The organism is Nocardioides sp. T5 (assembly GCF_048161455.1).
Classification (GTDB): Bacteria; Actinomycetota; Actinomycetes; order Propionibacteriales; family Nocardioidaceae; genus Nocardioides.
In genome coordinates this window covers 2,794,033-2,806,539 of record NZ_CP182415.1, presented here as the reverse complement: position 1 = coordinate 2,806,539, position 12,507 = coordinate 2,794,033, and the positions used below count along the sequence as shown (strand labels likewise).

Below are 12,507 nucleotides of genomic sequence, written 5' to 3'. Positions count from 1 at the left end.
GAGGCGTCCGGTCAGGCCAGGACCTTGGCCTTGGCCTGGTCGTACTCGGCGGGCGTCAGGACGCCGGTGTCACGCAGCTCGGCCAGGCGTTGCAGCTCCTCCGAGACCTGCGGTGCGGCCGGTCGCTGCGCCCCGTACATCTCCATGCGGGCCATCGCCGCCTCGCGGTTGCGCTTGTTCATGGAGTCCCCTCGCGAGATCAGGTACACGAGGGCTCCGAGCCACGGGATCAGGATGATGAAGATGGTCCACACTGCCTTCATGCCACCGCCCAGCGTGTCGTCGCGGAAGATGTCGATGAGGATGTGGACGAGGAGCGAGATCCACGCCAGCAGGATCGTGAACCAGAAGATCGAGACCATCACGTCCCAGAAGCCGAAGTCGTCAGACATGTTCCACCTACTCAGTAGTCGCTGAGCGACCGGCGGTCGCCGTGGGCCGTGACGGCGTAGATCACCAGGACGTTGACGGTGATCATGATGAGCGACCACAGGGGATAGGCCGCCATGAAGACGAGGTTGGCGATCGAGCTCAGGATCGCGAGCACGATGGCCACGATCCGGGCCCACATCGCGCCGCGGAGGAGCGCACCGCCCGCCGCTGCGACGAGGATCCCGAGGATCAGGTGGGTCCAGCCCCACGTGGAGTAGTCGACGGTCACGACGAGGTCGTTCTTGCCGACCAGGTAGTAGTCCTCGTCGAAGATGCCGACGAGGCCGGCGATCGCGTGGAAGCACCCGAGGATGAACATCAGGGTGCTGGCGAACATGATCCAGCCCGACCAGCCGCCCCCCGAGGCCGGGCGGTCCTGCCCCCTCACCGGGGTCGGTGTCGACATCAGCGTGCCTCCCTGTCGTCGTGCTCGTGCCTCCAGCATGGAGACGGCGCAGCGCGCCGGCCTCACCCATCAAGGGTGACGCGAGGACCCCGCTGTCGGCGCACCGTTGCGGGATGGTGCACGGTGCGGTCGACGGCGCAGAGCAGGTCTTCGAGTACGACGTCCAGCTGTCGGGGTGGCCCGACGAGTCGGTGTGCGAGCGCTACCCCGGCATGAGGGTGCGGAGCACGGATGCGCAGACCGCCCTGCGCCGACGGGTCGAGGGTCCCGAGGAGCTGAACGCGTTGCTCGCCGAGATCAGCACCGTGGGTCTGACGCTCACGGACGTGCACCGGGTGGCGAGTGTCGACGACGCCGAGCCCGAGGCGCGGCGCGGGGTCTACGAGGTGCGGGTGCTCGGTGAGCTGGGAGAGCCCCTCCTGCGCTACCTCAGGTGCGCGCACTACCCGGTCCAGCGACAGACCCTCGTGCGGCTCACCCTTGCCGCCGGTGAGCTCCACCGGTTCCTGCAGGCCTGCGTGGAGTGCGGCGCGGGGCTGGAACGGGTGCGCCGCGTGGGTGCACCTGTCCTCATGGGCGCGCGCTAGCAGAGGCCGAGCGTCCGCCCACGGCGTACGGCGTCCACCCGCCGGTTGACGCCCAGCTTGCCGAAGATGCCCTTGAGGTGGGTCTTGACCGTGTTGGTGGACACGTAGAGGGCTGCGGCGATCTCCTCGGTCGAGTTCATCTGCGCCAGCAGCTGGAGGACCTGGCCCTCCCGCTCGGTGAGCAGCGAGGGAGGCAGCTGGTCAGCCTCCACGCCGGTCGGCGCGGCGACGGACGCCGGTCGCCAGTGCCCGTCGTCGTCACCGGGGCAGGTGGCGAGGAAGTCGCGGTGCTTGCGCAGCAGGACGGCGTCGCGCTCGACGGCCCGGCGCAGCCACCCCCAGTCCCGCATCACCGCGCGGCGCATCCCCTCGCTCGTGGCCGAGCGGAGCGCTCGGTCGGTGAGCAGCCGTGCCCGTTCGTCCCGATGCTGGTCCTCGGCCATGCGTGCCTCGAGCAGCCACGCCTCGACCTGCAGGGCGAGGGGAGCGTGGTCGAGGTCGGTCACCGCACGGCTGAGGACGGCCAGTGCCCCGCGCACGTCCCCGATCGTCCGCCGGGCGAGCGCCGCCATGACCATCGCCTCGACGACCGCGTGCCGGGGAACGGGGGTGAGGAGTGCCATGGCGCGGTCCGGCTCGCCCGACGCGATCAAGGCCTCGGCCCGCACGACCGTCAACAGCTCGGAGAGCCAGTCCGTGGACCTGGCCGCCGGCACCGCCGGCTCCCGGGCTGCCAGGAGACGGATCGCGGCCTCGGGAGTTCCCAGGGCGATCGCCAGCCTCGCCTCGAGCAGGAGGTGGCTCGTCGCCAGCCACGGGTCCCGCCCGCGCACGACGTGCTCCAGGGAGTCGAGGCGGAGCCGGGCACCGGGGAAGTCGGCCCGCTCGAGGGCGACCCATGCCTCGGCCAGGAGGGCGTGGGCGTGGCCGGAACCACCGCGGGGGTCGGTCGGTCCGGTGCGCACCTGCTCCGCGTGACGTTCGGCCCGCCGCAGGTCGCCCTGCAAGGCCTCCACGTGGGCCAACGGACCCACGAACCTGCTGCGGATCTCGGCCGGGGCGGCGTCCGCTCCGCGGGACAGCACGGCGGCGATCTCACCGCGGCCGGCATCCTCGAGGCGCGTGGCCGCGAGGTGGGTCTTCAGGAGCTCGCTGAGCTCGGTGATGCTCGACTGAGCGGTAGGTGGACCGTCAGCGTGCGGTGGGTCCAGGGTGCCCGGCGCCGGGATCACCCGGGGTTCGCCCCAGGTTCCGTCCGACCGGATCTCGACCAGGGCCCAGCCCCAGGTGGGCGGGCCCTGCTCGTGCACCCGCGCTCGGGGCTGCGGCACGGTGGGCGCCGCGACGTGCTCGGTCAGCGGGGGCCTGCGGCGGGGGGCGTGCCGGGCGGGAGGATGGAGTGACATGGGGGACCACCTGGTGTGTGACAGAACGGTCACATCCCATTGAGTCACCCCCCGGGGTGAGGCGGGATCACCCCGGGAGTGATTTCACCCGGGTGAGGTCTAGATCAGGGACCGGCGACGCGCGAGGCTCACCGCTTCGGTCCTCGAGTGGACGCCCAGCTTGCGGTAGACGGCGCGTGCATGTGTCTTCACCGTGTTGGGGGACAGGTAGAGCGCGCCAGCGATCTCGTGGAGGCTCATCGGGCCCTGCAGCGACCGGAGGACGTCGACCTCGCGGTCGGTGAGCGGCTCCCCGGCCAGCTCGATGGTGTGGTCGTCCTGGATCAGGTGTCGTACGGCGTCGGCCCGCGCGTGCATCGCAGTCATCCCCTCGCCGAAGCGGCCCATGCGATGGGTGAGCTCGGTCAACAGGTCGCGCGCGAGGGCGGTGTGTCCTAGTCGGGCTGCGATGTGGGCGCTCATGAGGAGGTGGTGGATCGGCCCCCACACCGCCTGCGCGTTGTCGAGGCGGCGGGTCGCGAGACCGAGCTCCAGCGTGCGCATCGCCTCGTCTGACTTTCCCGCGTCGGCCAGCGCCAGTGCCAGGGCGACGTAGGCCCACGAGGCCTGCGGGGTGGCTCCGAGTCCTCTGCTGTCGAGCACGTCGATCGCTCGCTCCGCCCACTCCCGTGCTCGTGCAAGGTTGCCGCGCTCGCACTCGGCGAAGCAGGCGAGGGACAGCGCCAGGATGCGGAACACTCCGGGCGCACCGTCACCCCTGATGGCCGCCTGGAGGTGCGGAACGGCCTCGTCCAGCTCGCCCTGCAGGTAGTGAGCGTGGCCGAGCGTGGCCTGGGCGATGACGTACTGGGCCGACCGGCCGTTCGTCTCGAGCTCCGCCGCACGTCGCGCCGCGGCCATCATGTCGAGGGGACCACCGAAGCCGAGCAGGGCGCGCATCTGGACCGTGGCGGACTCGATCGAGCAGGAGCCGTCCGGCAACGGACCGTAGTCCTCCAGGCCCTCGAGGGAGCGCAGGTGCCCCGCCATCGTCCGCTCGTCGCCGGCGAGGCCGGCCAGCCAGGCCGCCGTCGCCTGCGCAGGCGGACTGCCGTCGCCCCAGCCGACCCCCTCGAGCCACCCCTGGACGGTGGCGCCCTGACCCGCGTCCACGAACCGCAACCAGTTGACCTGGACGAGCTCGGCTGCCTCCTGGCGTCTTCCTGCAGCGAGCCAGTGGGTGATCGCCTCTGGGACGAGGGCGCGTGCGGAGAACCACTCGGCGGCCCGGGCATTGAGGCCGGCGAGGTCCTCGGGCTCTCGAGCCAGCTCTAGCTCGCTCCGGGCGACGGCGGCGAAGAGCTGGTGGAACCGGAACCACCTGCGCTCCCCGTCCAGAGGGACGAGGAACAGGTTCGCGCGCTCGAGGTCGTGGAGGACCGTCGCGCTGTCCCTGCGTCCGAGTGCGTGGTCGCAGAGCGAGGCCGAGAACCGGTCCAGCACGGATGCCTCCAGGATGAAGTCCCGCAACCGCTCCGGCTGCCGGCTCAGCACCTCTTCGGTGAGGTAGTCGCCGATGAACCGGTTGGTCCCGCTGAAACGGTGCACGAACTCGTCCGGATCGGGCCGGTCGGCCAGCGAGAGCGCGGCCAGGTAGAGGGCCGCCGGCCAGCCCTCCGTCCGGTCGACCAGCTCGGCGAGGGTGTGGTCGGACAGGACGGCGCCTGTGCGGGCGAACATCTCGCGCGCCTCTGGGAGCGTGAAGGCGAGATCGTCGGCCCGGAGCTCGGCCAGGTCCCGGGACACGCGCAGGCGCCCCAGCCTGAGTCCCGGGTCGGACCGGCTGATGATCACCAGGTGCACGTTGTCCGGGAGGCTCTGGATGAGCAGCTCGACCTCCTCGTGGCGTGCCGGCGACTGGACGAAGTGGAAGTCGTCGAGGACGAGCACCAGCTCCTCCGGCATGGCTCCGAGGGCCGCGACGATGGTCGTCAGCAGGGTCGGCGGAACCTCGGCCAGCCTGCCGAGCACCCGTCCGGCTTCGACGGCTGGCAGCGCGCACCCCGCCCGTTCGAGCGCCGCGGCCACGTGGCTCCACAGCCGTACGGGGTCATCGTCCCCTGCGTCGAGGGAGACCCAGGCCGAGGCGGGGCACTGCTCCGTGAGCAGGCCCTGAGCGACGACGGTGGTCTTGCCGTACCCGGCGGGGGCGGCCACCAGGGTGACAGGGTGGCGGATCGCGTGGAGCATGGCGTCGAGCAGACGCGGCCGGTCGACCCAGCTCGCGCGCGCGGACGGGGCATGGAGCTTGGCCTCCGACAGGTGGCTCATCGAGGGGAGGGCAGCACCATGGGGAAGCGAATCCGGCCTCACAGGGTTCACCAGTCGGCCTCCCGTCCGCCCGTGTACGAGTCGGAGCATACGCCGCTCGACCGCCGGCCGTCGGGACCCGGGACCGGGACCGGGACCGGGACCCCCCCGGGGTTCACGTTGGCGGCCGCCTGCGTGGGGAACGCCGTGGAGTGGTACGACTTCGCGATCTACGGAGCGCTGGGCGTGGTGCTGGCCCAGCTGTTCCTGCCCGTGAGCGACCCGAACGCGGTCCTCCTCGCGGCCTTCGCCCTCTACGCCACCGCCTTCCTGGTCCGGCCGGTGGGAGCGGTCCTCTTCGGGAGGTGGGCGGACGCGAGGGGACGCCGGGGAGTGTTCACCAGCACGCTGCTGCTCATGAGCCTGGCCACGGCGGCTGTGGGGCTGCTGCCCGGGTACGCCGCGATCGGCGTCGTGGCCCCTGTGGCGCTGCTGGTGCTGCGCGGGACGCAGGGGCTTGCCGCCGGTGGTGAGCTCGGACTGGCGGCCGTCTTCATCGTCGAGTCGGCCCCCGCGGGTCGCCGCGGGGCGTTCGCCGCCTGGCACACCGCGACCCTCGCCCTCGGCCTCGCCGCCGGCCTGGGCGTCGGTGGTCTGGTCCAGCTGCTCCCCGACGACTCGGTGACGGCCGGTTGGTGGCGGGCGCCGTTCCTGCTCGCGCTTCCCCTGGGCATGGTGGGCGTCCTCCTCCGCCGACGGGGGCTGGAGTCGCCCCTGTTCCTGCACGCCCGGACCATGGCAGCGCGGCGGCCCGCTCCCGTCCGGGTCGTGTGGTCGGAGCACCGCCGCGGTGCCCTCACCGGGTTCGCTGTGATCGCTGCCGGCTCGCTGGCCTTCAACACGTTCTTCGTCTACGTGCCCAACCACCTCGTGGCGACCCGCGACTGGGCTGCCCCCGAGGCTCTGCTCGCCTCGGTCATCGGTCTGGTCGCCGCGGCCGTGTCGGCGCTCGCCCTCGGACGGCTCTCTGATCGACTCGGCCGTCGTCCGGTCGTCATGGGCTCACTCGTGGGGCTGGTCGTGGGGTCCGGACCGGTGATGGCGCTGGCCCACAGCGACGCCCTACCCGCCATCGTGCTCGCCGAGGTCCTGGCGGGGGTCGCCGTCGGTGGCGTGCTGTCGGTCTCGCTGCTGGCCGAGATGTTCCCCACCGCCGTTCGCGCCACCGGCCTGGGGCTCACCGCCGGGATGGCCACGGCCCTGGTCGGGGGCACCGCCCCGTTGGTGGGGCAGGTCGTCGAGACGGCGACCGGGCACGACCTCGCTCCCGCGGCGTACGTCGCCGGCGTCGCGGTCGTGGCGCTGGCGGCGCTTCGATCGTGGCCGGAGACCGCCTTCGGCAAGCTCTCCTAGTCGTTCTCGAGCTCGACGGGGGGCTCGCGGCGGACGTCGACCAGTGCGTAGCCCTCGCGACTGAGCGCGGCCAGCAGCCCGTGCAGCTCCGCCTCGTCCCCCAGCACCACGTGGATCGTGGAGCCGCCGGGGTCCTTGGAGACGGTCGCGCCCTCGAAGTCGTCCAGGAGATCGGGCGGCACCTCGCCGACAGCGCGGATCTCGTAGACCGATCTCGACATGGCGCCCTCGATTCGTGGAGGTGGGGAACCGAATGGCATCACCATGCCCTCCCGGATGCCTGGACGCGTCACCCTCGGCGGGTGACGCCGACCGCCGGTGGTCCGTCGCACGGTGGGGCATGGCCGGTTCGCAGACCTACGACACCCCGGAAGAGGCGGCGCGGGAGATCGAGCGCCTGCGCGCGGAGCTGACGCGGTTGAGGAGCGCGCCGCCGGCGGGGCAGCCACCGGTCACGACCGAGCGCCGGGGCTGGTGGCGCCCGGTGGTCGCGGGCGTGCTCGTCGTGCTGGCCGCGCTGATCGCACCGCTGTCGGTCCTGGCCACGTGGTCCAACGGTCAGATCCAGGACACCGACCGCTACCTCGCGACCGTGGCGCCGCTGGCGGACGACCCCGCCGTCCAGGGGGCGATTGCCGCCCGCATGGAGCAGGTGATCTTCTCCTACCTCGACGTCGACGCGGCCGTGGACGAGGTCGTCTCCGCGCTCCAGGAGCGTGGGCTCCCGGACCGGGCTGCCACGACCCTCGATGGCCTGTCGGGCCCTCTCTCGACGGGCATTCGAGGATTCGTCGAGGACCGCATCCTCGCCGTCGTGCAGTCCGACGCCTTCGAGCAGGCGTGGGTCGAGGCGAACCGGACGGCCCACGCCGAGCTGGTCGCCGCGCTGAACGGCGACACGGACGGGGCGGTGGTCATCGAGCGGGGGGAGGTCAGCGTCCAGCTCGCCACGCTCATCAACACCGTCAAGCAGCAGCTGGTCGACGCCGGGTTCGGCATCGCCGACCGGATCCCGGAGGTCGACGCCTCCTTCGCCATCGTCAAGTCGGACGACCTGGAGACGGCGCAGAACCTGCTGGGGTGGCTGGACGACCTCAGCATGTGGTTGCCGGTGGTCGGTCTCGCCCTCATCGGTGTCGCGGTCGCGATCTCCCGGGACCGGCGCAGGACGGTGCTGGCCGCGGGCCTGGCGGTGGCTGTGGCGATGCTGCTGCTCGGGGCAGCCCTCAACGTGATCCGACCGTTCTACCTCGACGCCCTGCCCGAGAGCAGCTCGCCGGAAGCGGCCGGAGCGGTCTACGACCAGCTGGTCTCCTTCATCCGGGTGGCGCTGCGCGGGGTCCTCGTCATCGCGCTGACGGTGACCGTCGTGGCTTGGCTGAGTGCGGCGCACGGGTCCGGGGCGGCCGCACGCTCGGCACTGTCGAAGGGGGTGGACGGGCTCCGCCGGGGCAGGTCCCGGGCCGGGATGGACACCGGACGGCTCGGCGTCGCGCTGGCGACGTACCGGGCACCGGTCCGGGCGACCGTGGTCGCGGTGGCAGCGCTCCTCTACCTCGCTCAGGACCACCCCACGGGTGGGACCGCGCTCGTGTTCGTGCTCGTGACCGCGCTCGTGCTGCTCGTCCTCGAGGTGCTGGCCGCCCGCCCGGAGCCGGCCCCGGCCGTGCCGCCGGCACACGAGTAGGCGGGCGGTCACCGGCCGTTGCCGTTGCCGTTGCCGTTGCCGGTGGACGGTCGGATCACCAGCTCGAGCAGGGTTCCGGCCACGGACACCACCACGGCGCCGAGGACGGCACTGCCCGGGCCGGCGATGTCCATGTTGGCGGTCAGGCCCGCCGTGACGGCGAAGAGCGTGCCGTTGACGAGGAGCGCGGAGGCGCCCATCCGAAGCCAGGACTGGGAGCCGACGAGCCACTGCAGCACCGGTCCCACCATGGCGTTGACCAGTCCGAAGACCACGGAGATGGCGAGGTAGGCCCCGACCCCGCCGCTGACCTCGATGCCCGGGACGACCGCGGTCGCGACCCACACCGCGGCGGCCATGATCGCCCAGTTCACGAGCACGTGGACGATGGCCAGCAGGTCTTCGCTGGTGAGGCCGCCGACCTCGTGCTGCTCGACCACAGGCTCTGCGAGCTCGCCGGCCGCCGGGTCGCTGAGCCCGAAACGGTCCTTGAGCTGCACGAGCCATGGCGCGTCGGAGGAGTCGAACTGGGCGCCCATGACAGTGGAGGCGACGACGATGCCGGCCGCCGCCAGGAGCCAGCCGAGCAGCGTGATCGTCACCCCGAACAGACCGAAGTCCTCGGTGGCCCGGGTCATCACGCCCGGCATGTAGATGGGTGTGCCGATGGCGAAGATCGTCATGCCGGCTGCCGAGACCGCTCCGGTCGCCAGCAGCCGGCGCCAGTGCACCTCCCGCTCGAGCATGAAGTAGGGGATGCACGTCCACAGCACCAGACCGATGCCGGCCGACAGCGGGATCGTCCAGAGCCACTGGGGCGGGAACCGGCTGGCGAGCTCCCGGAGGACGAAGGAGAGGCCGGTCATCACGGTGAACGCGACGAGACCCAGCCCGGCGTACATCGTGCTGCGCATGCCACGCCTCTCGCGCCCCCACGCCGCCCGGTACATCGACTGCAGGCGACGGCTGAACGCCATCGCGGAGTAGACCAGCAGCAGCGCGCTGAAGACCGACACGCTGATAGACGCCCCGGCAGGGGTGTCGAACAGCTGCGCCACTGCGTCGGCCGACGCACCCGACAGGGCGAACCGGCGGATGATCGCGTCACTGATCACGTCCTCCTGGCCGGCCGGTGCGGCGCTGGCCACGACGATGAAGAGCGGGATCAGGGCGGTCAGGGCCTGGGCCGAGAGGACGATGCAGCGGTCGAACCCCTCCATGAGGGCGAAGCGCCGCACGGACTGCCCGAGGAACGACGCGGCCACCCGGCGCGAGAGGGCGCTGACCTCGTTCGTCCGCTCCTCCGGCAGCAGGCGCATGAGCCGATGCTCGATCCATCGGGCGCGGGCGTCGTCACCCCTCACGTGTGAGCCATGGGTGACCCCCCGGCTCACACGTAAGGGGTGATACGCCCGTGCCGCTCGGCACCCGACACTCGACCGAGGCGGTGCGGACCGTGACGCGGACCGCGCGTCGGTCACTCCGACGCGGCTGATGGTGAGGTGGGTGCAGATGATCGGACACCACCGGCTCGTGGGAGCCCGGTGATGGACCGCCTCCTGGTGCTCCTGGGCGCCGGCCTGGTGCTCCTCGACTACGTGGTCAAGTTCCTCGCGATCGGGGTGCTGCCGAGCAATCGGAAGCCCTCGTCTGCCATGGCGTGGTTGATCCTGATCCTCATCGTGCCGCTGGCGGGGTTCCTCGTCTTCCTGGTCCTGGGCCGTACCAGCCCCGGCCGGGGAAGACTGGCGCGGCAGCGCGAGGCGGACGCGGCAATCCGTGCCGCCACGGAGGGCCTGCCCGCGTCCACGGTCTCCGCACCGGCGTACCTGCCGTCGATGGCGACCCTGAACTACAACCTCGGCTCTCTGCCCCTCCAGGGAGGGAACCAGGTCGACCTCATCCCGGGCTACCACGACGCCATCGCGGCCATGACCGCCGAGGTCGCCGCGGCCGAGACGTCGGTCGAGGTCGAGTACTACATCGCGGCCTGGGACGAGGTGACCGCTCCGTTCTTCGAGGCAATGGTCGAGGCCACCGGGCGGGGCGTGCGGGTGCGGCTGCTGGTCGACCACCTGGGGTCGAGGGGCATCCCGGGCTACGCCGACTTCGCGAAGCGCCTGGACGCATCCGACATCCAGTGGCGGGCGATGCTCCCGGTCCGTCCCCTCAAGGGCGAGTTCCAGCGCCCGGACCTGCGCAACCACCGCAAGATCCTGGTGGTCGACGGCCGCGTGGCCTTCATGGGATCGCAGAACCTCATCGAGCCGGGCTACAACAAGCCGAAGAACCACGCCGCGGGACGCGAGTGGGTCGAGCTCGTCGCGCGCGTCGACGGGCCAGCGGTCAGCGCCCTCCGGGCGGTGTTCGCCAAGGACTGGTTCACCGAGACCCACGAGCGCCTGGGCGAGGAGTTCTCCGCCTCGACGCCGCGGACCCACGCCGCCGGCGTGACGGCGCAGGTCCTGCCCAGCGGTCCCGGCTACGCCACGGAGAACAACCTGCGGCTCTTCACCGCCCTGATCTACTCCGCGCAGTCCCGCGTCTCGTTGACCAGTCCCTACTTCGTCCCCGACGAGCCCCTGCTGTACGCCGTGACTACCGCGGCACGACGGGGTGTGGAGGTGGAGCTCTTCGTGAGCGAGGAGGGCGACCAGTTCATGGTCTACCACGCTCAGTGCTCCTACTACGAGGCGCTGCTCGAGGCCGGCGTGCGCATCCATCTCTACCCCGCCCCGGCCGTTCTCCACTCCAAGCACTTCTCCATCGACGACGACGTCGCGGTCATCGGCTCCAGCAACATGGACATGCGCTCCTTCGCGCTGAACCACGAGGTGTCGATGATGCTCACCGGCGCGGACGTCGTCGCACGCTTCCGCAAGGTCGAGGACGACTACCGCGCGCTGTCGCGCGAGCTGACGCTCGAGGAGTGGCGGCAGCGCTCGCACTGGCAGCGATACCTCGACAACACGATGCGGCTCACCGCCGCGCTGCAGTGAGGAGACCGACATGGCGCGAACAACTCACGAGCTGTGGCTCGAGGACCGGCAGGGAGTGCTCGACCGGTGCCGCGACCGGACCTGGTGGCGGTGGATGCACTGGTGCACGTCCATCGGCCTGCTGCTCGCGGTCGTGCAGTGGGGATGGGTCGGCCCGAGTGCGGTTGTCCTCGCGGGCGTGGCGGTGTCGGTGCTTCTCTTCGTCGCGTGCGTGGGAAAGGTCGACGTCCCGCAGGTACGGCTCGTCGTGGACCTGACCGCCCTGGCCGCCCTCGCGGCGGTGGGCGCGGCCGGTCTGGTCGCGGTCTCGGCGACGGTGGGGCCGCTCGTCGTGCTCGTGCTGACCCTCACGTCGCCCGCCGTCCGCCGGTCGCTGCGTGACGCGCGCACGGCGTTCCGGCTGTCCGTCGTCCTGTCGCGCGAGGCACGCAGGCGGCCCAGGTCCTTGCCGTGACCATCAGGGTCACGTGGCTCGGACACGCCACCGTGGTGGTCGACATCGACGGCGTCCGCCTCGTGGCTGACCCCCTGCTGCGCCGGCACAACGGGATCCTGCGGCGCCGCGGCGGCGCGACCACCGCCCCGCAGGACGAGGCCTGGTCCGGCGCGCACGCCGTCCTCCTCTCCCACCTGCACCACGACCACGCGGAGGTGTCCTCGTTGCGGAGGCTCGGCGAGGTGCCGGTGCTCACGGCGCCGGACAACGCCGCCTGGGTGACGAAGAAGGGCCTGGCCGGGCGGGGCGTCGCCGAGGGGGAGTGGGTGCCCGTCGGCGACGCGGGCGACGTGGCGGTCCGGCTGGTCCCGGCGGTGCACCATTCGCGGCCGATGCCGCACCGGCCCAATGCGGCGAACGGGCACCTCGTCCGGGGACCGTCGGGAGTGGTCTGGGTCGCGGGTGACACCGACCTGTACCCGGGGATCGCTGGCCACCCGGAGCTGGCGGGCTCCGCGGTCGACGTGGCCGTGGTGCCGATCGGTGGCTGGGGTCCGCGCCTCTCGCCGGGACACATGGGGCCGAAACAGGCCGCGAGGGCATGCCGGATGGTGGCTGCCCGCTGCGCGGTCCCGGTCCACTGGCAGACGCTGCACGTCCCCGTCGCCGGGCGGTTCCCGCGCGGCTGGATGGACCTCGCCGGCCCGCGGTTCGCGGAGGCGCTGGCCCACGAGGCGCCGACCTGCGAGGCGCGGGTGCTGGAGATCGGCTCGTCGACGACCATCCACTGACCTCTGCTCACTCGCCGCGGGGGATCCGCCGCCCAGCGGCTGCGCACCAGACTCGTCCGTG

At 71.8% G+C, this 12,507-nt stretch carries 12 protein-coding genes; 6 read left to right on the top strand and 6 right to left on the bottom strand.

All coding sequences use genetic code 11. The annotated features are described in order from the left end of the window. Positions 1 to 11 precede the first annotated feature (11 nt). Complete coding sequence (locus ACNKF0_RS13705) at positions 12 to 392, bottom strand: SHOCT domain-containing protein (protein ID WP_416952935.1); 381 nt, start codon at positions 390 to 392, stop codon at positions 12 to 14. An 11-nt stretch (positions 393 to 403) separates the two neighbouring features. Further along, positions 404 to 838 (bottom strand): hypothetical protein, encoded by a 435-nt coding sequence (locus ACNKF0_RS13700; RefSeq protein WP_416952933.1) that lies wholly within the window; start codon positions 836 to 838, stop codon positions 404 to 406. A gap of 113 nt (positions 839 to 951) precedes the next feature. Here ACNKF0_RS13700 and ACNKF0_RS13695 point away from each other — a divergent pair, with 113 nt between their 5' ends. Continuing rightward, positions 952 to 1,425, top strand: a complete 474-nt coding sequence (locus ACNKF0_RS13695; RefSeq protein ID WP_416952931.1) for a hypothetical protein — start codon at positions 952 to 954, stop codon at positions 1,423 to 1,425. Here ACNKF0_RS13695 and ACNKF0_RS13690 read toward each other — a convergent pair. Beyond that, a complete protein-coding gene (locus tag ACNKF0_RS13690; protein ID WP_416952929.1) occupies positions 1,422 to 2,831 on the bottom strand; it encodes a LuxR C-terminal-related transcriptional regulator in 1,410 nt (469 codons plus the stop codon). The genes ACNKF0_RS13695 and ACNKF0_RS13690 overlap by 4 nt on opposite strands. Before the next feature lie 99 nt (positions 2,832 to 2,930). After that, complete coding sequence (locus tag ACNKF0_RS13685) at positions 2,931 to 5,141, bottom strand: LuxR C-terminal-related transcriptional regulator (protein ID WP_416952927.1); 2,211 nt, start codon at positions 5,139 to 5,141, stop codon at positions 2,931 to 2,933. Positions 5,142 to 5,315: 174 nt separating this feature from the next. Between ACNKF0_RS13685 and ACNKF0_RS13680 the strand changes: the two genes are divergently transcribed. Further along, positions 5,316 to 6,533, top strand: a complete 1,218-nt coding sequence (locus ACNKF0_RS13680) for an MFS transporter (RefSeq protein WP_416952925.1) — start codon at positions 5,316 to 5,318, stop codon at positions 6,531 to 6,533. On the opposite strand, the gene ACNKF0_RS13675 is transcribed toward ACNKF0_RS13680, so the two are convergent. Further along, entirely contained in the window at positions 6,530 to 6,754 is a 225-nt protein-coding gene (locus ACNKF0_RS13675) for a hypothetical protein (protein ID WP_416952923.1), read from the bottom strand. The two genes, ACNKF0_RS13680 and ACNKF0_RS13675, sit on opposite strands and share 4 nt — an antisense overlap. A 119-nt stretch (positions 6,755 to 6,873) precedes the next feature. Between ACNKF0_RS13675 and ACNKF0_RS13670 the strand changes: the two genes are divergently transcribed. Further along, positions 6,874 to 8,220: a hypothetical protein gene (locus ACNKF0_RS13670; protein WP_416952921.1), complete on the top strand. Its 1,347-nt coding sequence runs from the start codon at positions 6,874 to 6,876 to the stop codon at positions 8,218 to 8,220. Between the two features lie 8 nt (positions 8,221 to 8,228). On the opposite strand, the gene ACNKF0_RS13665 is transcribed toward ACNKF0_RS13670, so the two are convergent. Next, entirely contained in the window at positions 8,229 to 9,539 is a 1,311-nt protein-coding gene (locus ACNKF0_RS13665; RefSeq protein ID WP_416952919.1) for a phage holin family protein, read from the bottom strand. Between the two features lie 228 nt (positions 9,540 to 9,767). Between ACNKF0_RS13665 and cls the strand changes: the two genes are divergently transcribed. From cls to ACNKF0_RS13650, 3 genes are read left to right on the top strand one after another with little or no spacing between them, the layout of a single operon-like run. Continuing rightward, complete coding sequence (cls, locus tag ACNKF0_RS13660) at positions 9,768 to 11,219, top strand: cardiolipin synthase (RefSeq protein ID WP_416952917.1); 1,452 nt, start codon at positions 9,768 to 9,770, stop codon at positions 11,217 to 11,219. A 10-nt stretch (positions 11,220 to 11,229) separates the two neighbouring features. Continuing rightward, entirely contained in the window at positions 11,230 to 11,673 is a 444-nt protein-coding gene (locus ACNKF0_RS13655; protein WP_416952915.1) for a hypothetical protein, read from the top strand. Then, positions 11,670 to 12,446 carry an MBL fold metallo-hydrolase gene (locus ACNKF0_RS13650; RefSeq protein ID WP_416952913.1) on the top strand — a complete coding sequence of 259 codons (777 nt, stop codon included), beginning with the start codon at positions 11,670 to 11,672 and terminating at the stop codon, positions 12,444 to 12,446. Before ACNKF0_RS13655 ends, ACNKF0_RS13650 begins: the two co-directional genes overlap by 4 nt. Positions 12,447 to 12,507 lie beyond the last annotated feature (61 nt).